The sequence below is a fragment of the Tepidiforma sp. genome, from assembly GCF_026419595.1.
Classification (GTDB): domain Bacteria; phylum Chloroflexota; class Dehalococcoidia; order Tepidiformales; family Tepidiformaceae; genus Tepidiforma.
Map to the genome: position 1 here is coordinate 72,426 of NZ_JANZZD010000008.1, position 20,699 is coordinate 93,124.

Annotated in this window: 26 protein-coding genes; 10 read left to right on the forward strand and 16 right to left on the reverse strand. The window is 70.7% G+C overall.

Annotated features, from left to right (window positions below):
• Nucleotides 1–2: 2 nt before the first annotated feature.
• From N2041_RS06355 to N2041_RS06365, 3 genes are all read right to left on the reverse strand, one after another.
• The gene (locus N2041_RS06355) at nt 3–2,552 is read right to left on the reverse strand and encodes a M1 family aminopeptidase (protein ID WP_297676959.1); all 2,550 of its coding nucleotides are present in this window, start codon (nt 2,550–2,552) and stop codon (nt 3–5) included.
• Between the two features lie 71 nt (nt 2,553–2,623).
• Nucleotides 2,624–3,097, reverse strand: coding sequence for a thioredoxin-dependent thiol peroxidase (gene bcp, locus N2041_RS06360; protein WP_297676961.1), 474 nt, complete (start codon nt 3,095–3,097; stop codon nt 2,624–2,626).
• Between the two features lie 58 nt (nt 3,098–3,155).
• Nucleotides 3,156–4,127, reverse strand: a complete 972-nt coding sequence (locus tag N2041_RS06365; protein ID WP_297676963.1) for an ATP-dependent 6-phosphofructokinase — start codon at nt 4,125–4,127, stop codon at nt 3,156–3,158.
• A gap of 76 nt (nt 4,128–4,203) precedes the next feature.
• Here N2041_RS06365 and N2041_RS06370 point away from each other — a divergent pair, with 76 nt between their 5' ends.
• Nucleotides 4,204–5,577, forward strand: coding sequence for a DUF3048 domain-containing protein (locus N2041_RS06370; protein WP_297676965.1), 1,374 nt, complete (start codon nt 4,204–4,206; stop codon nt 5,575–5,577).
• An 87-nt stretch (nt 5,578–5,664) separates the two neighbouring features.
• A complete protein-coding gene (locus tag N2041_RS06375; RefSeq protein ID WP_297676967.1) occupies nt 5,665–5,886 on the forward strand; it encodes a hypothetical protein in 222 nt (73 codons plus the stop codon).
• Nucleotides 5,887–6,018: 132 nt separating this feature from the next.
• On the opposite strand, the gene N2041_RS06380 is transcribed toward N2041_RS06375, so the two are convergent.
• From N2041_RS06380 to N2041_RS06390, 3 genes are all read right to left on the reverse strand, one after another.
• Nucleotides 6,019–6,237 (reverse strand): helix-turn-helix domain-containing protein, encoded by a 219-nt coding sequence (locus tag N2041_RS06380; RefSeq protein WP_270056623.1) that lies wholly within the window; start codon nt 6,235–6,237, stop codon nt 6,019–6,021.
• 103 nt (nt 6,238–6,340) lie between these two features.
• Entirely contained in the window at nt 6,341–7,321 is a 981-nt protein-coding gene (locus tag N2041_RS06385) for a D-2-hydroxyacid dehydrogenase (protein ID WP_297676971.1), read from the reverse strand.
• A gap of 8 nt (nt 7,322–7,329) precedes the next feature.
• Nucleotides 7,330–8,514: a hypothetical protein gene (locus tag N2041_RS06390; protein ID WP_297676973.1), complete on the reverse strand. Its 1,185-nt coding sequence runs from the start codon at nt 8,512–8,514 to the stop codon at nt 7,330–7,332.
• A gap of 39 nt (nt 8,515–8,553) precedes the next feature.
• Between N2041_RS06390 and N2041_RS06395 the strand changes: the two genes are divergently transcribed.
• Together N2041_RS06395 and N2041_RS06400 are read left to right on the forward strand one after the other, a co-directional pair.
• A complete protein-coding gene (locus N2041_RS06395; RefSeq protein ID WP_297676974.1) occupies nt 8,554–9,234 on the forward strand; it encodes an HAD-IB family phosphatase in 681 nt (226 codons plus the stop codon).
• Nucleotides 9,192–9,701 (forward strand): flavodoxin family protein, encoded by a 510-nt coding sequence (locus tag N2041_RS06400; RefSeq protein WP_297676976.1) that lies wholly within the window; start codon nt 9,192–9,194, stop codon nt 9,699–9,701. The genes N2041_RS06395 and N2041_RS06400 overlap by 43 nt, the downstream gene beginning before the upstream one ends.
• Here the strand turns inward: N2041_RS06400 and N2041_RS06405 are convergent.
• The 7 genes from N2041_RS06405 to ftsH form a co-directional block, all read right to left on the reverse strand.
• Nucleotides 9,661–9,996, reverse strand: a complete 336-nt coding sequence (locus N2041_RS06405; protein WP_297676978.1) for a hypothetical protein — start codon at nt 9,994–9,996, stop codon at nt 9,661–9,663. The two genes, N2041_RS06400 and N2041_RS06405, sit on opposite strands and share 41 nt — an antisense overlap.
• Nucleotides 9,945–11,177, reverse strand: coding sequence for a hypothetical protein (locus tag N2041_RS06410; protein WP_297676980.1), 1,233 nt, complete (start codon nt 11,175–11,177; stop codon nt 9,945–9,947). Before N2041_RS06410 ends, N2041_RS06405 begins: the two co-directional genes overlap by 52 nt.
• A 66-nt stretch (nt 11,178–11,243) precedes the next feature.
• The gene (locus N2041_RS06415; protein WP_297676982.1) at nt 11,244–12,176 is read right to left on the reverse strand and encodes a DUF1385 domain-containing protein; all 933 of its coding nucleotides are present in this window, start codon (nt 12,174–12,176) and stop codon (nt 11,244–11,246) included.
• 62 nt (nt 12,177–12,238) lie between these two features.
• Nucleotides 12,239–12,439 (reverse strand): 50S ribosomal protein L31, encoded by a 201-nt coding sequence (rpmE, locus tag N2041_RS06420; RefSeq protein WP_270056617.1) that lies wholly within the window; start codon nt 12,437–12,439, stop codon nt 12,239–12,241.
• Between the two features lie 11 nt (nt 12,440–12,450).
• On the reverse strand, nt 12,451–12,717 hold the full coding sequence (rpmA, locus tag N2041_RS06425; RefSeq protein WP_270056616.1) for a 50S ribosomal protein L27: 267 nt from the start codon (nt 12,715–12,717) through the stop codon (nt 12,451–12,453).
• Nucleotides 12,718–12,721: 4 nt separating this feature from the next.
• On the reverse strand, nt 12,722–13,033 hold the full coding sequence (gene rplU, locus N2041_RS06430) for a 50S ribosomal protein L21 (RefSeq protein ID WP_297676985.1): 312 nt from the start codon (nt 13,031–13,033) through the stop codon (nt 12,722–12,724).
• Nucleotides 13,034–13,138: 105 nt separating this feature from the next.
• On the reverse strand, nt 13,139–15,193 hold the full coding sequence (ftsH, locus tag N2041_RS06435; RefSeq protein WP_367187695.1) for an ATP-dependent zinc metalloprotease FtsH: 2,055 nt from the start codon (nt 15,191–15,193) through the stop codon (nt 13,139–13,141).
• Nucleotides 15,194–15,404: 211 nt separating this feature from the next.
• Here ftsH and npdG point away from each other — a divergent pair, with 211 nt between their 5' ends.
• Genes npdG through cofE form a run of 3 tightly spaced genes read left to right on the forward strand, consistent with a single transcriptional unit; the run spans nt 15,405 to nt 17,634 of the window.
• Nucleotides 15,405–16,055 carry an NADPH-dependent F420 reductase gene (npdG, locus tag N2041_RS06440; protein WP_297676989.1) on the forward strand — a complete coding sequence of 217 codons (651 nt, stop codon included), beginning with the start codon at nt 15,405–15,407 and terminating at the stop codon, nt 16,053–16,055.
• Nucleotides 16,056–16,057: 2 nt separating this feature from the next.
• Nucleotides 16,058–16,858, forward strand: coding sequence for an alpha/beta hydrolase (locus tag N2041_RS06445; protein WP_297676991.1), 801 nt, complete (start codon nt 16,058–16,060; stop codon nt 16,856–16,858).
• Between the two features lie 23 nt (nt 16,859–16,881).
• Nucleotides 16,882–17,634: a coenzyme F420-0:L-glutamate ligase gene (gene cofE, locus N2041_RS06450; RefSeq protein ID WP_297676993.1), complete on the forward strand. Its 753-nt coding sequence runs from the start codon at nt 16,882–16,884 to the stop codon at nt 17,632–17,634.
• Between the two features lie 9 nt (nt 17,635–17,643).
• On the opposite strand, the gene N2041_RS06455 is transcribed toward cofE, so the two are convergent.
• The 3 genes from N2041_RS06455 to N2041_RS06465 form a co-directional block, all read right to left on the reverse strand.
• Nucleotides 17,644–18,591: an intradiol ring-cleavage dioxygenase gene (locus N2041_RS06455; RefSeq protein ID WP_297676995.1), complete on the reverse strand. Its 948-nt coding sequence runs from the start codon at nt 18,589–18,591 to the stop codon at nt 17,644–17,646.
• Nucleotides 18,592–18,676: 85 nt separating this feature from the next.
• On the reverse strand, nt 18,677–19,105 hold the full coding sequence (locus N2041_RS06460; RefSeq protein WP_270056610.1) for a PIN domain-containing protein: 429 nt from the start codon (nt 19,103–19,105) through the stop codon (nt 18,677–18,679).
• Nucleotides 19,105–19,371, reverse strand: a complete 267-nt coding sequence (locus tag N2041_RS06465) for a type II toxin-antitoxin system Phd/YefM family antitoxin (protein ID WP_297676997.1) — start codon at nt 19,369–19,371, stop codon at nt 19,105–19,107. The genes N2041_RS06460 and N2041_RS06465 overlap by 1 nt, the downstream gene beginning before the upstream one ends.
• Nucleotides 19,372–19,466: 95 nt before the next feature.
• On the opposite strand from N2041_RS06465, the gene dut reads away from it, so the two are divergent.
• From dut to rplS, 3 genes are all read left to right on the forward strand, one after another.
• Nucleotides 19,467–19,901 carry a dUTP diphosphatase gene (gene dut, locus N2041_RS06470; protein ID WP_297676999.1) on the forward strand — a complete coding sequence of 145 codons (435 nt, stop codon included), beginning with the start codon at nt 19,467–19,469 and terminating at the stop codon, nt 19,899–19,901.
• Nucleotides 19,898–20,272, forward strand: coding sequence for a fluoride efflux transporter CrcB (gene crcB, locus N2041_RS06475; RefSeq protein WP_297677001.1), 375 nt, complete (start codon nt 19,898–19,900; stop codon nt 20,270–20,272). Before dut ends, crcB begins: the two co-directional genes overlap by 4 nt.
• A 65-nt stretch (nt 20,273–20,337) precedes the next feature.
• Nucleotides 20,338–20,685: a 50S ribosomal protein L19 gene (gene rplS, locus N2041_RS06480; RefSeq protein WP_297677003.1), complete on the forward strand. Its 348-nt coding sequence runs from the start codon at nt 20,338–20,340 to the stop codon at nt 20,683–20,685.
• Nucleotides 20,686–20,699 lie beyond the last annotated feature (14 nt).

A 20,699-nucleotide genomic window follows, 5' to 3' on the forward strand; every position in this document is an offset into this window, starting at 1 on the left:
CGCTACTTCCGCGCCTCCAGCCGTTCGAGCCGGTCCCGGAGCTTCGTGTTCTCCTCGCGCAGCTTCTCGAACTCCTCGCGCAGCTTCCGCACTTCGTCGTCCGTCGCTGCGCCCTTCCGCAGCGCCAGCGCGTTCTCCCGGGCCATCCGCACGCCGCGCCCGTCGAGCTCCCGCGCCGCCATCTTTTCCAGCGCCGGCACCTGGCTCGCGTCCCCGAGCGTCTTCAGCGCATTCGCCGCCGCGATCCGCACCCGGAAATCCGGGTCCAGCAGGAACTCGGCGATCTCCTCACCGAGCGGCTTCTTCCGCTCCGGGAAGAACTGCCCGAGCCGCGCCAGCGCGCCCACGGCCGGGGGCCGCGCCTGGAACGGCTCGCCGTAGCGGGCCGCCCGCCGGAGCAGGTCGAACCCGCGCTCGTCCCGCAGCTCGACCAGCCCGTCGATGCAGCCGACCCGCACCACCTGCCGGAACGACGGCCGGTCGAACTGCGCCGCGATCACGTCGAACGACGCCGGCAGCCGCAGCTTGCCGATGCTCCGGCAGGCCTCTGCTTCGACGAACCACGAGGCATCGCGCCGGGCGAACGGCCGCAGGGCTTCGAGTACGGCCTCGTCGCCGCGGAACTCTCCGAGTGCCGCGACGACCGCACGCCGCGCCCGCGGCTGCCGCACACCGAGGCAGCGCAGCAGGGCGTCCCGCGCCGCTGTCGTCCGGATCTCCCCGAGTGCGCGCGCCGCCGCCGCCTGCACCCCCCACCACTTGTCGCCCATCACCGCCGTCTCCAGCGCGGCGACGGCCTCCGCGCCGCCCTTCTTCCCCAGCTCCCCGGCGGCCCACTGCCGGCCGATGACGCTGTCGTCATCCCGCAGCTGCAGCCGGAGCTCTCCCGTCGACTTCTCCCACTCGAGCTCCTTCAGCACCGCGCCATACGGGTCGAACCGGCAGAGGTCCGGCTTCCACGGCAGCGGGAAGACGAACTGCTCCTCCGCGCGTGTCACTTCGACCCGGAACGACTGCGGCTTCCCGCGCCCCTTCCGGAAGTCAATCGTCACCGGGAAGCGGAAGACCGGCGTCCCGTCCGACGTGTCCTGGGTCTGCTTCACGGAGACGCTCGCCAGCCCCGTTGCGTCATCCCAGCTCCAGCTGACCTTGAGCTTCGGATGCCCGGGTTTGTAGACCCACTGGTCGAAGAACCACTCGAGGTTTCGCCCCGTCTCGGCCGCGATCGCATCGACCAGGTCCTGCGTGATGACGCTCTGCTCCGCGTGCTCCCGCACGTACCGCTGGATCGAGCGGAAGAACGCGTCGTCCCCCAGCTCCGCCCGCAGCATGTGCAGCACGAGCGACCCCTTCTCGTACAGGTGCCGGTCGAAGATGTCGATCGGGTCGTGGAAGACGTTCGTCACGATCGGCCGCCGGTACCGCTCGTCGAGGTACAGCCGCGTATTCTCGATGATCCCCTGCCGGTACCGGTCGATGCCGTGGTGGTGCTCGTCCCAGAGCATCTCGAAATACGTTGCGAACCCCTCGTTCAGCCAGCCGTGCGCCCAGTCCCGGCAGGTCAGCAGGTCGCCGAACCACTGGTGCGCGACCTCGTGCGACACCAGGTCGTCGCTGTCGAAATCCCGCTTCGCCTTCGCGTCGAGCAGGATGTTCTCGGTCATCGTCGTCGCGCTCGTGTTCTCCATCCCGCCGAACACGAAGTCCCGCACCACGACCTGGCTGTATTTCGCCCACGGGTACGGCATCCCGGTCAGCTTCTCGAACAGCGCGATCATCGCTGGCGTGTTCCCGAACGTCCGCGCCGCCGCCTCCGCATCCTTCGCCTCGACATAATAGTCGACCGGCACCCGCTCGGCAGCGCCTTCGACCCGCACGAACTCCCCGGCCGCAATCGTGAGCAGGTAGGCCGGGTGCGGCCGGTCCTGGTGCCAGTGGAACGTCCGTGTGCCGTCCCGGTTCGCCTTCTCCTGCAGCAGCCGCCCGTTCGAAAGCGCGAACCAACTGCCCGGCACGGTCACCACCACGTCCGAGGTGAACTTGTCGCTCGGGTGGTCGAAGCAGGGCAGCCAGTACCGCGTGTCCTCGTCCTGGCACTGCGTCCAAACCTGCCGCGGCTTGTCCGGGTACCCCTCGTCGGGCCCGATGAAGTACATGCCGATCCGCGGCGCCGCCTCGTACGTAATCGCGACCTGCAGCTCCTGGCCCCGCTTCCGCCCTTCGCCGAGGTCGACCGTCAGCCGCGCGCCGTCGTAGTCGAAGGCGGCCTCCCGCTTCCCCACGGTCACCCCGCCGATGACCATATCGACCGCGTCGAACGAAACGAACCGCGTGCCGTCGTTCAGCGGCGCGACCGTATGCGTGACCGTCCCGCGGACCTTCTTCGCGTCGACGTCGATCTGCACCTCGATCTTGACGTGCAGGATGTCGACGGCGCGGTCGCGCGGCCAGACAGGCCGGTCGCCCGGCAGCGCGTGGGGCGGTGTCCGCGGCTCATCGAGGCCAGTTTCGAGCCGCCCGCAGGAAAGGCGTTCGCCATACAGGAACGACATGGTGCCGTCCGCCTCCCGGTGGTCTGGCCCGCCATGCTACGGAGACGGCGACCTACGGGCGACCGGGCCGCTTACTTCGCGTTCGCCTCCAGCCAGGCGAGCACCTCGTCCCCGTGCCCGTCCGGCTTCACCTTCGGCCAGGTCTTCACCACCTTCCCCGCCGGGTCGATGACCACCGTCGAGCGGATCATCCCCTCGTACTCCTTGCCGTACATCTTCTTCGTGCCCCAGGCGCCGTACGCCCGTGCGACCTCGTGCTCCGTATCGGCCAGCAGCGGGAACGGCAGCGAGTACTTGTCCGCGAACTTCCGGTGCGAGGCGCTGCTGTCCCCGCTCACCCCGAGCACCACCGCACCCTTCGCCTGCAGCTCTGCGTGGCGGTCGCGGAAGCTGCAGGCCTCCTTCGTACAGCCCGGCGTGTCGTCCTTCGGATAGAAGTAGAGAACGACCCACTTCCCGGCGAAATCCGCCAGCGAGACGGTATTCCCATCCTGGTCGGGCAGCGAAAAAGCGGGCGCGGCGGCGCCAACGTCGGGCATGGACATCGGGGCGAACCTCCAGCAAGTGCTCCTGCTGATCCTACGCGCCCGCGGCCCGCTTCCGTCAGCCCGAAAGCTGCTGCGCCAGCCGCAGCAGCTCCGCGTTCACCGGCGGATGGGCGTTCGCCACCACCTCGCGCAGCGGCACTTCCACCGACCGGCCGCCCTGCCGGCCGATCATCACCCCCGTCCGCCCAGCGGCCAGCGCTTCGACGGCCATCGCGCCACCCTCCGAGGCGACCAGCCGGTCCCGCATCGTCGGCCGGCCGCCCCGCTGCGTATGCCCCAGCACCACCACCCGGTACGGCCGCCCGAGCGCCTTCCCGACCACGGGCGCAACTCCGAACGCGCCGCCCGCCTCGTCGCCCTCCGCGACTACGATGATGTGGCTCCGCTTGCCCTTCGCCATCGTCTCCCGCACCCGTTCGACCACGTGATCGATCTCCGCGTGCGCTTCCGGCACCACCACCCCGGCCGCGCCGCCCGCCACCGCCGTGTGCAGCGCGATCGCGCCGCTCGTGCGGCCCATCACCTCGACGAAGAACATCATCCCGGTCGATTCGCCGGTATCCCGGAGCTGGTCGATCGCGAGCAGTGCCGTGTTCACCGCCGTATCGAACCCGATCGATTCCTCCGTGCCCCAAACGTCGTTGTCGATCGTCCCCGGCAGGCCCGCCACCGCCACGCCGCATTCATCCTGCAGCGCCAGCGCCCCCCGGAAACTTCCGTCGCCCCCGATGACGACGAGGCCGTCGACGCCGTCCGCCCGCATCTGTTCCGCCGCCTTCGCCCGAACGGCCGGGTCGAGGAACTCCGGGCAGCGCGACGTGCCGATGATCGTCCCGCCGCGCTGGATGATGTTCCCCACGGCGCGGTCGTCCAGCTCGACGAATGCGCCCCGCACGAGCCCGCTGTAGCCATCGAGGTAGCCGACCGCCCCGATGCCGAGCCGTGTCGCCGTCCGGACCGCCGCCCGGATCGCCGCATTCATCCCCGGCGCGTCGCCGCCGCTGGTCAAAATCCCGATGCGCTTCATGCCTCAACTCTGCCGCCCAACCGATGAACCCGGCAACCCCCGTTGAACGCACCGGGCCCGCTGGTAGCATCCTGCCATGGCGGAACTGCAGCAGCTGATCCGGCGCCGGCCCGTCATCATCGCCGCTGCCGGCCTCATCGTCGTCGTCCTCGCAGCCATCGTCGCAATCGTCCTCGCCGGTGGCGGCTCGTCCGCCTCACCGGGCGACGAGAACCCGACCGCGACCGCGACGGCGACCGCGACCCGCACCGCCACCTCTACCGCAACCGCGACCGCGACGGCGACTCCCTTCGCCGGCATCCTCGACGGCGCCCCGATGACCGCCGACGAGTGGGCCGCCCGGAAGGACCTCCTCCCGCTCGCCGTGATGTTCGACAACACGCCGAACTCCATCCCCCACCATGGGCTCGGGCAGGCCGACCTCGTCTACGAAGCCTTCGTCGAAGGCGGCATCACCCGCCTCATGGCCGTCTTCTGGCGCCACGACGCCGACCCCGTCATGGCCGTGCGCTCGGCCCGCACCCCCTTCGTCATCTGGGTCGATGAGCTCGGCGCGCTCTACGCCCACGCCGGCTCCGCCACGACGAACAACGACGCCAACGCCGCCGGCCAGATCATCGAATGGGGCATCAAGGATCTCGACGCCTTCAAGCCCGGCTCCAGCTCGGCCTACTACCGCGATTCCAGCCGCTACGCGCCGTACAACCTCGCGACCAGCACCGCCCGCCTCCGCGCCGCCGCCGCCGCGCTCGGCTTCCAGGGCCCGCCCGCCGTCGCGTCCTGGAAGTTCCGCAACCCCGGCGACCCGCCTGCCGGAACCCCCGCCGGCGGCATCCAGATCGACTTCTCCGGCCGGATGTACGGCTGGCAGCTCATCCAGTGGCGCTGGGACGAGGCCCGCAAAGCCTACGGCCGCTTCCAGTTCGGCGGCCCGCAGGTGGATGGCAACACCGGCGAGCAGCTCTTCTTCACCACCGTCATCGTGATGCGCGTCAACTCCTCGGTGGTCGACAGCTCCGGCCACGTCCTGCTCGACCAGTTCGGCGAAGGTCCTGCGACCGTCTTCACCGGCGGCCGCGCCATCGAAGGCACCTGGCGCAAGGCCGACCGCAAGGCGCGCACCCGCTTCTACGACACGAACGGCAACGAAATCGCCTTCGAACGCGGCCCGATCTTCATCGAGGTGCTCGGCCAGCAGAGCGACTTCACTGTGACCGCCAGCGCCGCCGACCTCCCGCCGCTGCCGAAGTACACCCCCCCGCCGCCCGGCCCCGCCCCCGCGGACGACGACGTGCCGACGCCCGCCCCCACCTCCGAACCCTCGCCGGCCGCCACCTCCACCCCCACGCCGTCCCCGGAGGCGCCGCCGCCGCCCGCGACCCCGTCCCCGGCCGCCACCGCCGACCACACCGCTTCGCCCGAGGCTGGGACGGCGACGCCGGGGTCTTGAGGCGGTAGCCCGTTACGCCGCCGGCGCTATGATTCCCTCTCGAACGACTCAGCGGGGCCGAACTGCCCCGTGTGCCCTGGAGACGTGATGGCTGCCTTCCTGCCCTTCCTCATCAGCGCCATGAGCCTCGGCGTCATCAACCTGCTCATCTTCCTCGGGTCCGCCGTGATCATCACCATCCCGGTCTTCGCGACCCGCGGGCGCACGCAGGCCATCTGGGCAGCCGTCAGCGGCGGCATTCTCCTCGTCGAAGCCGCCGTCCTCGTCACCCTCGTCGTCCTGACGAGCCAGGGGCGCATCTTCAGCTAGCTGCGCCCGGCTCGCGAAACGCCGTCGTCGCCCATCGAACGGAACAGCGCCCCGGGATCACTCCGGGGCGCTGCCGCTTCGTGCCGTTTCGATTGTTGCCTGCCCGAAACCCACGGGCGGCGCGGATTCGCGCTACAGCAGCCGGCGAATCGGCTTTCGGCCGGGGCGCGGGTCGTAGTTGCTCTTGAACATCTCGAGCTTGTCCCGCGCAATCAGGTACTTTCCCGCGAACATCGTCGCCGGGATCTTGTTCTGCTTGATCAGGCGCCGCAGGCTCTGCGGATGGATCGCCAGCTCCCGCGCCGCCTCCACGAGGTCGTAGTAGTCGTCGAACGGTGTCACCGAGGCCATGGGCCAACCTTCGTCGAGGGTCCGCCAAATCGCTGAACTGCTTAGGCACCTGAGAACCTAGCAGAGCCCCGGCATTATTGTCTACACCCCTGAGCAATTCGCCTCAGCCGCGAACTTCGTTCACCAGCGGATCCCCCCGCCGCATCCGCGCGAGGTTCGGCAGAAAATACCCCTCCGTGGCCCGCCGCTCGTTCCCGGCTGCCACCGCCGAGTTGTGCGGCGAAATCACGACGTTCGGCAGCGTCCACAGCGGCGAGTCCGGCGGCAGCGGCTCTGTCGCGAAGACGTCGAGGTACGCCCCGCCGAGGTGCCCATCCTGCAGCGCCGCGATGAGCGCCGCCTCGTCGACCACTTCGCCCCGCGCGACGTTCAGCACGAACGCGCCCCGCGGCAGCGCCCGCAGCACCCGTTCGCTCACCAGCCCCTTCGTTTCGTCCGTCAGCGGGCAGGCCAGCACCAGCCAGTCCGTTGCCCGGGCCAGCTCCTCCAGCCGGCCCGGCGGCTCCACCCGCTCCACCGGGTCGCCCTCCCGCCGCGGGCTCCGCCGGACGCCCGTCACGTCGAGCCCGAACGCCCGCGCCAGCCGGGCCACCTCCGACCCGATGGCCCCGAGCCCGACCACCGTCATCCGCTGCCCGGCGAGGTCTGGCGGCGCCTCTGCCGCCGGTACCGGCTCCCACACCCGCCGGCGCTGCGCCTCCGCCCAGCGCAGGAACGGCCGCGACAGCAGCAGCATCCCGCCGATCACCGACTGCGCGATCGGCTGCGCCGTCGACCCCGACGAGGTCGAAAGCACCACCCCGCGGTCGAGGAACCGCCGGAAGACCGGGTTGTCGACCCCGGCATTGAACGTGTGCAGCCAGCGCAGGTTCGGCGCGCCCTGCGTCGCCGCGAAGAACGACCGGGAGTAGTCGGGGTACACGTCACCCGAGAAGTACGCGAAGTCGACCCGTTCGAGCGCGTCCGCCGGCAGCCGTCCGGCGGGGTCCGCCGGCAGCACGGCCAGCTCGATCCCGGGCCACGCCGCCTCGATGGCGGCCCGGTAGGTCCGTTCGATGAAAGGAGAAACGAGGAGCGTTGGCATGCCAGCGATTATGCCCTCTCGGCTCCCTCCGGGCGCTCCGGTCCGAGCGGCCGGCACACCGCCGCGAACCGTTCGCCGCCAACCGTCGTGCACACCAGCGCCACTGGCTCGCCCTCGAGCCGGCCCAGTTCTTTCCGCAGGTCGTCGGGCTCCACGGGAAACGCACGCCGTCGAATCTCCGTCGGCCGCCATCCCCGCGCACGCAGCACCTCCCGCAGCCGCTTCACCCCGAACGGCACGACCTCGACCACCTCGAACCCGGCAGCGAGCGGATGGCGCGCCGGCTGGTCGCCCGCGAGGTACGCCACCTGTGCATCGAGCCGCCACGCGCCGAGCGCCGCCGCCAGCTGCCGTACCAGCCCGGCGCGCGTCACGCACGAGGCCGGGTCGAACAGGTACCGCCCGAACCGCGCCGCGACCGCCTCGCTCGCCGCGGCCCGCGAATCCAGCTCGTGCCCGCCCGGCAGCAGAACCGCCCGCCGCAATCCCGGCTCTGCCCCTGTCCCCGCCCAGAGCGTCAGCTCCCGCAGGTCGCGCCCGATTTGCACCGCTTCCAGTTCGCACCATGGCGGCACCGCCGCGTGGTCCAGCCCCGGCGGCCCCTTCAGCGCCCCCGCCCGTGCCGCCTGCAGCAGCTCGAGGCATACCTCCCACGGCGGCGAAAACCCTGCGGGGTCGAACGTCCGCCGCCCGCCGGCGCGCCGCCCCGGGTCGATGACCACCGCCAGCCGCTCCAGCGCGAACGGCGGCCGCGCCGCGTCGCCCCTCGCGACCCTGCCCCGGACGTTTGCGCCGGCCAATAGCGCGGTCGCCGCGTCCCGTTCGAGCCCTGCCGCTTCGACCCCGGCCGCTGCCAGCGCCGCGAGGTCGCCCCCGAGCCCGCACGTCAGGTCCGCTGCCGGCAGGCCCAGCCCGGCGAGCCGCGCCGCCCGCCGCCGCGCCGCCAGCGGGTGCGTCATCATCTCCAGCCCCTCCGCGCTGTAGAGCGCCAGCGGCAGCTCGCCGAACCGCTCCCGCGCCCGCCTGCGCAGCGCAAGCTGCTCGCCCAGCGCTGCCGCTTCCTCCGCCGGGAAAGCCCGCCGGAGCCGCCCGGCCAGCGCGGCCGGGTCGAGCCCCTCCATGTCGCCGCCGAGGCCCTCCAGCGCCTCCCGCCCGGCCCGGCTCGCCAGCCACCGCGCCCGCTCCGGCCTCACGCTCCTCCCTCCATCCGCCCGCCGTGCGAAACTGGTCCCGTGGCGAACGTCATCTGCCTCGACTTCGACGACACCATCGTCCTCGACAATACCGCCCGCCAGCTCTTCGATCGCTTCGCGGCGCCCGGCTGGCGCGACCTCGAATCCCGCCTGCGCGCGGGCGAACTCAGCGTCGAACAGTACAACGCTGCCGCCCTCGACCTCGTCGACGCGGACGATGCGACCCTCCGCGCCTTCGCGCTCGAGGCCGCCCGCCTCCGGCCCGGTTTCCTCGACCTCATCGACTGGGCCCACTGGAACGGCTGGCTCCCCATCGTCGTCAGCAACGGCTTCGACCTCTACGTCGATCCCGTGCTCGATGCCCACCGCCTCGACCGCCTCGTCCGCCATTGCGGCCGCACCTGGTTCGCCTACCGCTGGCGCGTCCGCTACGACAGCCCGCGCGGCGTCGAACTGCAGGAGGGCTTCAAGCTCGCCTACGCGCGCGCCTTCCGCGACCTCGGCGATTTCGTCGTCTACGTCGGCGACGGCGCGAGCGATCTCCCGGCGGCGCGCCTCGCCCCGGCCGTCTTCGCCCGCAGCACCCTCCGCGAACGGCTCGAAGGCGAACATCCCCGGCTCTACCCCTTCGAAACGTTCCACGACGTCATCGCCGTGCTCGAACAGGAGGCTCCCCGGTGGCTCGCATCCTCCTCCTCTACGACTCCCGCGGAGGGCTGACTGCCCGCCTCGCCGATGCGGTCGAGGCCGGCATCCGCGAGGCCGGCGGCGAATGCCTCCGCCGCACCGTCGGCGAGGCCGTGCCCTCGGACCTCCTCGCCTGCGACGGCCTCGTCGTCGGCTCCCCGAACTGGAGCGGCGTCACCGGCCGCCTCAAGCAGTGGTTCGACGACAGCGGCGACCTCTGGGAATCGGGCGAGCTTGCCGGCCTGCCCGCCGGCGCCTTCACCGCCGGCTTCTCGCGGTCGGCCGGCACCGAGGCCACGCTCTTGCAGCTCCTCCACCTCCTGCTCGCCCACGGCATGCTCGTCGTCGGACTCCCCTGGAGCGAGCGCATGCGCCGGTCCGGCTCCTACTACGGGGCGACCGCCCACGGCGACGTCACTCCCGACGACGAGGACCAGGCCCGCGCCCTCGGCGCCCGCGTCACGGAATTCGCCCGCCGGCTCCGGGCGTCCCGGCCGTGAAAACCGGCGCCCGGTACGGCTGGAGGAACCAGCCGCCCCCGACGAGGTCGCGGAAGACCGTCAGGCGCCGGCCGCCCTCCAGCTCCACCTCGAAGTAGATCCGCGCGACCTCCTCCCGCCACCACTCGTCGTCGATCCGCCAGCGGTCGTGGATCGCTGCTACCCGCCGGAACCGCCCCTGCCAGGCGATCGCCCGCGGTTCGCCCGCCGCGTCCGCCTCCACCGCCAGCCCGCGCGGCCGGTTCAGGAACCGTAGGCCACGAGCGCCAGCTGACGCTCCGGGATCCGTGACCATGGCTGCACCTCCACGATGCGGAAGACCTGCGCTGCGCCGGCCCGGGCATGCAGCTGCGCGATCGCCTCATCGAGCTCGCGCCGCCGGCCCTGCCCGGCTGCCCAGAGCAGCTGCTGATGGGCGTACTCGCTGCACGCCCCGTTCAGCTCCACCCCCACGCTCACGGCCGGGGCCGGCAGCCGCAGCGTCTCCAGCTTCGCCCGCAGCACGAAGAGCGCGTGCCGCGGGTCCGCCGTCGGCTCCCGGAAGGCGAGCCGCCGGCTCACCCGGGCGCCGTCCTCCAGCCCCGCCCACCAGGTGACGATGCGCACGGCCCGGCCCTGGAGCTCCGGGTTCCCGAACGCCCGCCCCAGCGCCGCTTCGCTCCCTGCCAGCAGCGCCCCCAGCGAGACCGCCGGCGCCGGCAGGTCCACCTCCTCCCGCACCCGCAGCGCTGCCGGCGCCGGCTGCAGCCGGGCATCGTCCCGCCCGTTCGCCAGCTCCCACGCCCGCCGGCCCGCCGGCCCGAACTGCGCCTGCAGCGCCGAGAGCGGCAGCCCGGCCAGCTGCCCCAGCCGTTCGATGCCGAACAGCCGCAGCCGCTGGTGCATCGCCGGCTCCACCGGCAGCACCTCCACCGGCAGGTGTGCGAGGAACTCCCGCTCCCGCCCCGGCGCGATGACGATCGCCTGCCGCGGCCCGCCGCGCTCCCCCGCCACCCGGAAGCCCAGTCCCAGTGCGCTGCAGGCCGCGTGCGCTGCGAACACCGTCGTCGCCGCCCCTGCCAGCACCGGCAGCCCCGTCGCCCCCGCGAGCCCCTCCTGCAGCTGCGCCAGGTAGGCCGCCGGCCCCAGGCCCGCGAGCGCCGGCAGCCCCCGGATCTCGCAGTGCAGGTGCCCGTCCCCTGCCTCCTCCACCAGCGGGCTCCGCTCCCGCAGCAGCTCCGCCAGCCGCTCCGCTTCCGCCCGGATCGCCGAAGCCGCCAGCGGCAGGAAGACCGCCCCCGGGCAGAGCGCCAGCGCCCGCCGCAGGCTCATCCCCGGCGCAACCCCCGCTGCCATCGCCTCCGCCGAGCACGCCGTCACCTCCGCGTGCTCCTCCGGCGAGCCCCCGACCACCACCGGCCGCCCCGCCAGCCGCGGGTCATCCCGCCGCGCGATCGCGATCGCAAACCACGGCACCTGGATGCAGGCGAAGTCCATCGGACTTCCGAGATTAGAACATCAGTTCTACGATCGGAAGAGCCCGAACGTGAAAATTTTGCACCCTCAGGGTGCCGCCGCCTGCTCCCCGCCCCGCAGCCCGGCCGCCGCCAGCGTCGCCTCGAACGAAGCGATCGCCACCTCCACCTGGCTGTCGTCCGGCACCTTCGTCGTCAGCCCCTGCAGCGCGATGTTCGGCGCGAACAGCGCCCGCACGAACCCGTTCTCCCGGTAGCGCGCCCCGAACCGCAAGATTTCATAACTCACGCCCGCGATCAGCGGCACCAGCAGGATCCGCGAAGCCGTCCGCACCGCCAGCCCCTCATCCACCAGCAAGTCGAACACGAAGAACGTCAGCAGCGCCACCACCACCACCACGAGCAGGAAGCTCGTCCCGCAGCGCTGGTGCTCCTTCGGAAAATTCCGCACCTCCGCCACCGTCAGCGGCCGCCCCGCCTCGTAGGCGTGGATCGTCATGTGCTCCGCCCCGTGGTACTGGAACACCCGCCGGATATCCGGGATGAGCCCGATCGCCGCGATGTACCCGACGAACAGCCCCAGCCGCAGCAGCCCCTCCACCAGCACGATCCAGAACCGCGGCACGTCCCACCGCTCCAGCACGTTCGCCAGCAAAATCGGCGCCGCGAAGAACACCGCGACGACGAACACCAGCGCCAGCAGCATCGTCCCGAAGAACGCCTTCTCCGGGAACTCCACCGGCTTCCCGTCCTCGCTCTCTTCTTCTTCGAAAGCGATGCGCGATGAGAAGTTCAGCGCCCGCATCCCCAGCGCCAGCGTCTCCCACAGCACCACCACCCCCCGCACGAGCGGGATCCGCCGGCTCCGCCCCGTGTAGATGCCGCTCAGCCGCTCGGAGTGCGTCACGATGTGGCCCTTCGGGTGCCGCACGGCGACCGCCATGTGCTCCGGCCCCCGGATCATCACCCCTTCGATGACGGCCTGGCCGCCGTAGTACACCTGCGCCGGTTCTGCCCCCATGCACGGCCCCCGAAATGGAAAAGGGGCGCCCGCGGGCGCCCCTTTCGTCCTTCTCCAGCCGCTTAGCCGCGCTGGAACCGCCGGTTGAACCGCTCCACGCGGCCCGCCGTGTCCACGATGCGCTGCTCGCCCGTGAAGAACGGGTGGCACACGTTGCAGACATCGATGTGGATCGTCGGCTTCGTCGAGCGCGTCTTGATCTCGTTCCCGCAGGAGCAGTGAATCGTCGCTTCGACGTACTGCGGATGAATCCCTGCCTTCATGTCCTCGTCCCTCAGGCTTCCTCGAGCGCGTACACGCTCACCTTCTTCCGCCGCCCCTTGGCGAACGGTTCGAACTTCACCCGCCCATCGATGAGCGAGAAGATCGTGTAGTCGCGGCCGAGCCCCACGTTCTCGCCCGGGTGGAACCGCGTCCCCTTCTGCCGGATGAGAATCGAGCCCGGCTTCACGACTTCGCCGTCGAAATGCTTCACGCCCAGCCGCTTGCTGTTGCTGTCGCGGCCGTTCTTCGAGCTGCCGACACCCTTCTTGTGCGCCATCTCGCTACCCCTTCGTAATCGACTCGACGACCAGCCGCGTCACCGGCTGCCGGTGCCCGAACTTCCGCCGGTACCGCACCTTGTTCTTGTACTTCATGAACACCAGCTTCGGCGCCCGCCCGTGCTGCGTAATCCGCGCGCGGACCTTCGCGCCCTCCACCAGCGGCGTCCCGACCGTCACGTTCGGGCCATCGAGGACCATCATCACATCCAGGTCCACGATATCCCCCGGCTCGCCGTCGAGCCGGCTCACTTCGAATTCCTGCCCCTCAACGAGGCGCAACTGGCGCCCATCGGCGCGAACGATCGCTTCCATAGCTCAATACTCCCGGATTTGCCGAGGCGGTTCTTCAAGTGTCGCGTCAGCCCCGGGTCCAGTCAACGAACCCGGGGCTGCATCCATCTCCGTGCCCGCTGCGGGTCAGCCCCCGCCGCCATCCGTCCGCGCCTGGTTGCCAGCCTCCCAGGCGAGGCCCGTCGCCGGCTTCGGCTCGAACGCGGGCCGCCGCGGCGCCTCGTCGGCGGCCGGTTTCGGCGCCGCTTCCTGCTTCGGCTCTGCCATGTCCGGCGGCGGCCACGGCTCGTCCGGGTCGCTGTTCAGCAGCCGCACCAGCGCGTCGCCCTCCAGCGTTTCGACCTCGATGAGCACGTTCGCCAGCTTGTCCAGCAGCTTCCGGTGCTCCAGCAGGATCTTCGTCGCCGTCGCGTGTGCCTCGTCGATCAGCTCGCGGACCTCTTCGTCGATCTCTTCCGCAATCTTCTCGCTGTAGTCGCGCGTCTCGGAAATCTCCCGCCCGAGGAAGATCAGCTCCTCGGTCTTCCCGAACGTCCGCGGCCCGAGCTTCTTGCTCATCCCCCAGCGCGTCACCATGGAGCGCGCGATGCGCGTCACCTGCTGGATGTCGCTCGATGGCCCCGTCGAGGCCTCGCCGAAGACGATCTCCTCCGCCGCGAGCCCGCCGAGCGCGCTCGCCATCCGGTCCTTGAACATCGACGGCGTGTGATAGCTCGTGTCCTCGCCGAGGAAGCGGGTGTGCCCGCCGCTCATCCCGCGCGACACGATCGTCACCTTGTACACCGGGTCGTGATGCTTCAGGAAGTGCGCCACGATGACGTGGCCGCCTTCGTGGTAGGCCGTCACCTTCTTCTCGAGGTCGCTCATCACCTTGCTCTTCCGCTCCGGCCCGAGGATGACCCGGTCGATCGCCTCGAGGAACTCCTTCATCGTGATGATCTTCTTGTTCCGCCGCGCCGCGAGGATGGCCGCCTCGTTCACGAGGTTCGCGAGGTCCGCCCCCGAGAAGCCGGAGGTCGCTTTCGCCAGCACGCCGACCTCGACATCGTCCGCGATCGGCTTCCCTTTCATGTGGACGCTCAGGATCGCTTCGCGCCCCTTGATGTCCGGCGCGTCGAGCACCACCTTCCGGTCGAACCGGCCCGGCCGCAGCAGCGCCGGGTCGAGGATATCCGGCCGGTTCGTCGCCGCGATGACGATGACGTTCGTGCCAGTGTCGAAGCCGTCCATCTCGACGAGGATCTGGTTCAGCGTCTGCTCACGCTCATCGTGCGAGCCGCCGAGGCCCGCCCCGCGCTGCCGGCCGACCGCGTCGATTTCGTCGATGAACACGATGCAGGGCGCGTTCTTCTTCGCCTGGTCGAAGAGGTCACGCACGCGGCTCGCGCCGACACCCACGAACATCTCCACGAACTCGGAACCCGAGATGCTGAAGAACGGCACGCCCGCCTCGCCGGCCACCGCCCGCGACAGCAGCGTCTTGCCCGTGCCCGGCGGGCCAACGAGGAGCACGCCCTTCGGAATCCGCGCGCCCAGCGCCGCGAACTTCTCCGGGTACTTCAGGAACTCGACGACTTCCGCGAGCTCCTCCTTCGCCTCATCGACGCCCGCGACATCCGCGAACGTCACCGTCACCTTGCTCCCCGTGAACAGCCGCGCCCGGCTCTTGCCGAAGCTCATCGCCTGCGAATTCGAGCCCTGCGCCTGCCGCATGATGAGCAGCAGGAAGAGGCCGAACAGCAGGAACGGCAGGATGTTCAGCAGCAGCCCGAGGAACGGCCCGAACCCGGAGCTGTCCTTGTACTCGAGGTTGACCGCTGGCACGCCCTCGGCCGTCCCCGGCGCCCGGCTCAGCGCCACCCCGCGCTGCGTCAGGATGTCTTCGATGTTCGTGTTCGGCCCGACCTTCGCCGTGACGACCTTCCCGGTCTCTTCGTTCGGCTGCCGGATGTAGGTGACCGTCAGGTCGCGCCCGTCGACCTCGATCTTCTCGATTCGCCCGCGCTCAGCGTCCGTGATGACCTGCCCGAATTCGACCGACTGGTGGTCGCTCCCGTTCGCGAAGAACGCGAAGAAGATGGCGATGACCGCGACGATGACGAGGAGCCAGAAGAAACTGTTGCGAATCCAGCGGGAATACAATAGGAATCTCCGTGCGGCGCAGTCGGGGGCTGCGCTCATCCCGAGTATAGCAGAGGGCCCCCGCCGTGCCTGTGGGCGACGTAAGCGCGCCTGTACGCCGCCTGCGCGGGACGCTCCTCTTCTACCCTACGTCACCGCGCGCGCCCCGGCGCACCCCTTCGCCCAAAATCCCCGCATCGCCCCCTGCCGCCGCAGCCGCTACGCTGTAGCCCGTCCCTACACCCCCTCACCCTCAGGAGGCTCCAGCTCCATGAAGCTCGCATTCGTCGGCGGCACCGGTCCCGAAGGCCTCGGGCTCGCCATGCGGTTCGCCCGCGCCGGCCACGCCGTCGCCATCGGTTCCCGCTCCGCCGAGCGCGGCGAAGAAGCCGCCGCCAAAGTCCGCGAGGCCGTCCCCGGCGCTGCCGCGACCGGCGGCGACAACGCTGCCGTCGTCCGCGACGCCGATGTCGTCTTCCTCACCTTCCCCTACAGCGGCCAGGCCGCAACCCTCGAGTCTCTCAAGGGCGACCTCGCCGGGAAGATCGTCTGCAACGTCGTCGCCCCGCTCGAGTTCCGCCAGGGCGTCGGCGCCGTCGCCCTCGATGTCCCCGGCGGCAGCGCCCTCCAGGAGGCCATCGCGCAGCTCCCCGAATCCCGCGTCGTCTCCGCCTTCCAGAACCTCAGCGCTGAAGAGCTCCAGCACCTCGACCACCCCATCGAGGCCGACGTCCTCGTCTGCGGCAAGGACGCCGAGGCGAAGCAGGTGATCATCAGCCTCGCCAACGAGATCGCCGGCGTCCGCGGCATCGATGCCGGCGGCCCCTCCCAGAGCCGCTACGTCGAAATGCTCACCTCGCTCCTCATCAACCTCAACCGCAAACACAAGACCCAGACCAGCATCCGCATCGTGGGGATCTGACCATGCCCGTCACCGAGCGCTCCGGCGCCCGCATCTGGTACGACACCCGGGGCGAAGGCGACCCCCTCGTCATGGTCTACGGCATCGGCGGCCACTCCGCCGACTGGTGGGATGAGTTCCCCGCCCTCCTCGCCCGCCGTTACCGCCTCGTGCTCGTCGACAATCGCGGCACCGGCAACTCCGAGAAGCCTGCCGCCCCGTGGACCATGTCCGACATGACGGCCGACGTCATGGCCGTCGCCGACGAACTCGGCCTCGAACGCTTCCACCTCCTCGGCTGCTCGCTCGGCTCCATCATCGTCCGCCACGTCGTCCGCGAGTACGGCCCGGCGCGCATCCGCTCACTCAGCCTTCTTTGCCCGCCGAACGGCATCCCGGCGACCGAGGAGGATCTCCGCACCGCCCTCTTCTGGGACCCGGCGAAGCCGCTCATCGAGTCCGCCCGCGCGGCCTGGCCGATCATCCACCCGCCCGCCTGGATCGCCGCCAACGAGGCCGAGCTCGTCCGCCGCTTCGAGCTCACCATGCAGAACCCGACCCCGGCGCGCACCTTTCAGTTCCAGCTCCAGGCCGCCCAGGCCGCGCCGGACCCCAACCCGGCGGTCGATGCCGCGCCCTTCCCCGTCCTCATCATGCACGGCACCATCGACCGACTCGTGCCGCCAGCCAACGCGGAGCTGCTCGCCAACCAGGTGCCGCGCGCCCGCCTCGCCTGGCTCGAAGGCGACAGCCACAACTTCTGGGCGCACGACCCGGAGCGGTCCGCCGCCGTCCTCCTCGACTTCCTCGATGCCGTCCCCTGACTGGCGGCCCCGGAGGTGACCCCGTGAGCTCCCTCGAAATCTTCGGTATCCCGGGCCTCCCGGAAATCACCCCCGGCACCGACCTCGCCGTTGCCATCGCGGACGCCGCCGACGCGGCCGGCAAACCCCTGCGCGACGGCGACATCCTCGTCGTCACCTCGAAAATCGTCTCCAAGGCCGAGGGCCGGGTCGTCGAACTCGCCTCCGTCGAGGTCTCCCCCTTCGCCCGCCAGTACGCTGAGCGCTGGGAGAAGGACCCGGCAGTCATCGAACTCGTCCTCCGTGAAGCACGCCGCGTCGTCCGCCAGGTCGGCCCTGTCCTCATCACCGAGACCCGCCACGGCTTCGTCTGCGCGAACTCCGGCGTCGACCAGTCCTCGTCGGGCGGTCACGGCCTCGCCGTCCTCCTCCCCGAAGACCCGGACGCGAGCGCCCGCCGCATCCGCCAGGGCCTGAAGGCCCGCGGCGCCGACGTCGCCGTCATCATCTCGGACACCTTCGGCCGCCCCTGGCGGGAGGGCCAGACCGACGTTGCCATCGGCATCGCCGGCATGCACCCGATCACCAGCTACATCGGCCAGGTCGACCCGCACGGCCACGAGTTCCGCGTCCAGGCCCTCTGCACCGCCGACGAACTCGCCGGCGCCGCCGAACTCGTCAAGGGCAACCTCTCCCGCGTTCCTGCCGCCGTCATCCGCGGCCTCCCCTGGCAGCCCGACGAGGAGGCGACGATGCAGCTCATCATCCGCGAATCGGAGCGCGACCTCTTCCGCTAGGCCCCGCGGCTACAGCCCCACCGGCAGGTTCGCCGTGTACCCCTGCGACGGGCTGCCCGACATCTCCGCCAGCTGCAGCTGCCAGCCGTCCCGGAAGATACCATCCGTCTGCAGGCTCACCCGCGTGAGGTTCCGCGCGCTCTGTTCATAGCCCGCCGTCGCGTAGACGGCTTCGCAGACATCCTGCGGGAACGCCAGCTGCGACGTTGCGACTTTGTTCGCCGAAGAGGTCGCCTTCTCGAGGCTCGGGTACACCTCGAAGTGGATGTGCGGCCACCGCCCGGCATAGCACCCGGGAAAGATGCTCTCGAACGTCACCACCCCGTTTGCGTCCGAAGCCTGCACGCCCCGGAGGTAGTTTTCGTTCGGCAGGTTGTACATCGAGTACTGCCCCTCCCGGTCGCAGTGCCAGAGGTACACCGCCGCGCCCTCGATCGGCCGGCAGCCGTTCTTCGTGTCGAGCAGGGTCAGCCGCACGGTCAGCGGCACCCCCTGCGCCTGCGTCGCCGAAATCCCGAGGCTCGAGCGGATGTCCCGCCGGACGATGCCGCTCTGCACGAGCGCATTCGGCCCGTTCGAACCGTCGCCCGGGAACGGCCCGGCCGTCTCCGTTGGGATGACGCCCGTGCAGGCCGAGGCCGGCGTCGCCTGCGTGGGGATCGGCGAGACGTTCGCCCCCGCGCTGCTCCCCGCCGCGGCGGCCGTCGGGGACGGGGTCGCGCCGGACCCGTTCCCTGCCGCCGGCGAGGCGGTCCCGCTGCCGCTGCCAGCGCTCGAACTGCCGCTGTCGCTGCAGCCAACCAGCGCAATCGCCGCCACCCCGCCGAACAGCCGCAGTGCGTTCCGACGGCTCAGCTGCGCCCGCAGCGTCTCGAGGTCGAATTGCAGGCCGCGGTCGGTGATGTCGTCGTCGCCGTCGTGGCGGTGTTCGGGAATACGGGGCACCTGTCGTCGCATGGGAAACTCCTTCGAGCCGCCGGGCAACTCCGGCGGGGCTGCTGCCAATTCCGCCATGCTGCCCCCGCAGGCAAGGTAAAGAGATTCAGGAACCGGAAAGCCCGGATGGCCGCGGCCGCACCGCCTCCAGCAGCCGCCCCGCCCGCTGCAGCTGCCGCGGGTTCAGCGTCACCAGCCGGTCGCCCAGCGTCTCCGCCACCGCGAAGTAGAGCGCGTCGCTCCCGCGCAGCTGGTGCTCCGCCGCCAGCGCCGCCGCCCGCTCCGCCAGCGGCAGCGCGACCGGCAGGAATTCGAACAGCGGCGAGACCCGCAGGTGCTGCTCGACCTGCCGCGCCAGCTGCCCGTCCCCGGTGCCCGCCGCGATCGCCGCCGAGACCTCCGCCAGCGCGATGACCGGCGACCGCAGCGGCTCGCCGTCGGCGATCGCCTCCCGCAGCCACGCGACCGTTGCCTCGTGCTGGCGATCCTTCGCGTTGAACAGCGAAACGAAGACGCTCGCATCGACCGTCGCCATCAGCGGTCCCCGCCCGCGCCATCCGCCAGCGTCGGCAGTGTGAGCCACGCCGCCCCGATCGCCTCCGCCAGCCGCTCGATCGCCGCAATCTCTGCCTGCGCCTGCCCCCGCTCTACCCCGGCGATGTCCCGTTCCGAAAACGGCCGTAGCGTCGCCACCGGCTCGCCGTTCACCGTGATGACGTAGACCGCGCGCTCTTCGCGCACGGCGCGCACCACTTGCGTCGTTTCGTTCTTCAGCTGCCGGACGCCGATTTGCCGAATCACCGCAGTGTCCCCGTGGCCACATCGTGGCTACGCCGCGCCGAACGGTCAAGCCGCGCCTGCCTGACGCCGGGCCCGGCCGCTGCTACGATGCCCCCGTGGAACCGGCGACCGTGCGCGTCAAGCTCCTCCGCGATGGCGCCCGCCTCCCCACCCGTGCCACCGACCTCGCCTCCGGCTTCGACCTCTCCGCCTGCATCGAGGCGCCCGTGACGGTCGGCAACCGCCCCGTGCTCGTCCCCACCGGGATTGCCCTCGAAATTCCGCCCGGCATCGATGCCCAGGTCCGCCCGCGAAGCGGCCTCGCCCGCAGCGGCGTCCTTTGCACCTTCGGCACCATCGACGCCGACTACCGCGGCGAACTCCTCGTCACGCTCTACACCATCGCCCCCGGCATCGAACACGTCGTCGAGCCCGGGGACCGGATCGCCCAGATCGTGTTCGGGCTGCTCGCGCCTGCCCGCTTCGAACTCGCCGCCGACCTCGCGCCCACTGCCCGCGGCGCGGGCGGCCACGGGAGCACCGGGCGGTGAGCTACCTTTACGTAGCGCTCGGGGCCATCATCGGCGCGCCCCTGCGCTACTTCGTCGGGAGCCACGTGAAACCCGGCCTCATCGGCAACTTCCCCCTCGGCACCTTCGTCGTCAACGTCACCGGCTGCTTCATCATCGGCCTGTTGCTCGAATACGCCGCCGAGCGCGGCTCGCTCTCCCGCGAGGCGCGCCTCTTCATCGTGACTGGCTTCCTCGGCAGCTATACGACCTTCTCCGCCTTCGGCTGGGAGACCTACGACCTCGTCAAAGTCTCCGAGCCGTGGACCGCTGCTGCCTACGCCGGCCTTTCCCTGTTCGTCGGCATCCTCGCCGTCTGGGCCGGGGCCGTCATCGCCCGCGCCCTCCCGTAGGACGCTGGAACGTAGCCCGCAGCCGGGTATCCTGATTTGGTTACCTGATCCGGGGTTCTCTCACCATGTCCTACGAACTCGATACGCTCGTGCCCAACGCGGCGCCGGCCGAACGCCCTGACTTCAACAGCGGCGATACCGTCCGCGTCCACGCCAAGGTCGTCGAAGGCAACCGGGAGCGCATCCAGGTCTTCGAAGGCGTGGTCATCCGCAAGCGGAATAAGGGCCTCTCCTCGAACTTCACCGTCCGCAAAATCGCCGCCGGCCAGGTCGGCGTCGAACGCACCTTCCCGCTCCACAGCCCGCGCGTCGACAAGATCGAAGTCGTCCGCCGCGGCAAGGTCCGCCGGAAGAACCTCTACTACCTCCGCGGCCTCTCCGGCAAAGCCGCCCGCATCAAGGAGAAGCGGTAGCCCGCGCGGTCTGC

Bases quoted from the DNA above. Each gene is read 5' to 3' on its own strand.
- N2041_RS06365 (WP_297676963.1), bottom strand. From the start codon at position 4,127: ATGAAGCGCATCGGGATTTTGACCAGCGGCGGCGACGCGCCGGGGATG.
- N2041_RS06455 (WP_297676995.1), bottom strand. From the start codon at position 18,591: ATGCGACGACAGGTGCCCCGTATTCCCGAACACCGCCACGACGGCGAC.
- N2041_RS06445 (WP_297676991.1), top strand. From the start codon at position 16,058: ATGCCCGTCACCGAGCGCTCCGGCGCCCGCATCTGGTACGACACCCGG.
- N2041_RS06385 (WP_297676971.1), bottom strand. From the start codon at position 7,321: ATGCCAACGCTCCTCGTTTCTCCTTTCATCGAACGGACCTACCGGGCC.
- N2041_RS06370 (WP_297676965.1), top strand. From the start codon at position 4,204: ATGGCGGAACTGCAGCAGCTGATCCGGCGCCGGCCCGTCATCATCGCC.
- N2041_RS06380 (WP_270056623.1), bottom strand. From the start codon at position 6,237: ATGGCCTCGGTGACACCGTTCGACGACTACTACGACCTCGTGGAGGCG.
- rpmA (WP_270056616.1), bottom strand. From the start codon at position 12,717: ATGGCGCACAAGAAGGGTGTCGGCAGCTCGAAGAACGGCCGCGACAGC.
- npdG (WP_297676989.1), top strand. From the start codon at position 15,405: ATGAAGCTCGCATTCGTCGGCGGCACCGGTCCCGAAGGCCTCGGGCTC.
- rplS (WP_297677003.1), top strand. From the start codon at position 20,338: ATGTCCTACGAACTCGATACGCTCGTGCCCAACGCGGCGCCGGCCGAA.
- N2041_RS06410 (WP_297676980.1), bottom strand. From the start codon at position 11,177: ATGGACTTCGCCTGCATCCAGGTGCCGTGGTTTGCGATCGCGATCGCG.
- N2041_RS06375 (WP_297676967.1), top strand. From the start codon at position 5,665: ATGGCTGCCTTCCTGCCCTTCCTCATCAGCGCCATGAGCCTCGGCGTC.
- rplU (WP_297676985.1), bottom strand. From the start codon at position 13,033: ATGGAAGCGATCGTTCGCGCCGATGGGCGCCAGTTGCGCCTCGTTGAG.
- N2041_RS06405 (WP_297676978.1), bottom strand. From the start codon at position 9,996: ATGGTCACGGATCCCGGAGCGTCAGCTGGCGCTCGTGGCCTACGGTTC.
- ftsH (WP_367187695.1), bottom strand. From the start codon at position 15,193: ATGAGCGCAGCCCCCGACTGCGCCGCACGGAGATTCCTATTGTATTCC.
- N2041_RS06415 (WP_297676982.1), bottom strand. From the start codon at position 12,176: ATGGGGGCAGAACCGGCGCAGGTGTACTACGGCGGCCAGGCCGTCATC.
- rpmE (WP_270056617.1), bottom strand. From the start codon at position 12,439: ATGAAGGCAGGGATTCATCCGCAGTACGTCGAAGCGACGATTCACTGC.
- N2041_RS06355 (WP_297676959.1), bottom strand. From the start codon at position 2,552: ATGTCGTTCCTGTATGGCGAACGCCTTTCCTGCGGGCGGCTCGAAACT.
- bcp (WP_297676961.1), bottom strand. From the start codon at position 3,097: ATGTCCATGCCCGACGTTGGCGCCGCCGCGCCCGCTTTTTCGCTGCCC.
- N2041_RS06460 (WP_270056610.1), bottom strand. From the start codon at position 19,105: ATGGCGACGGTCGATGCGAGCGTCTTCGTTTCGCTGTTCAACGCGAAG.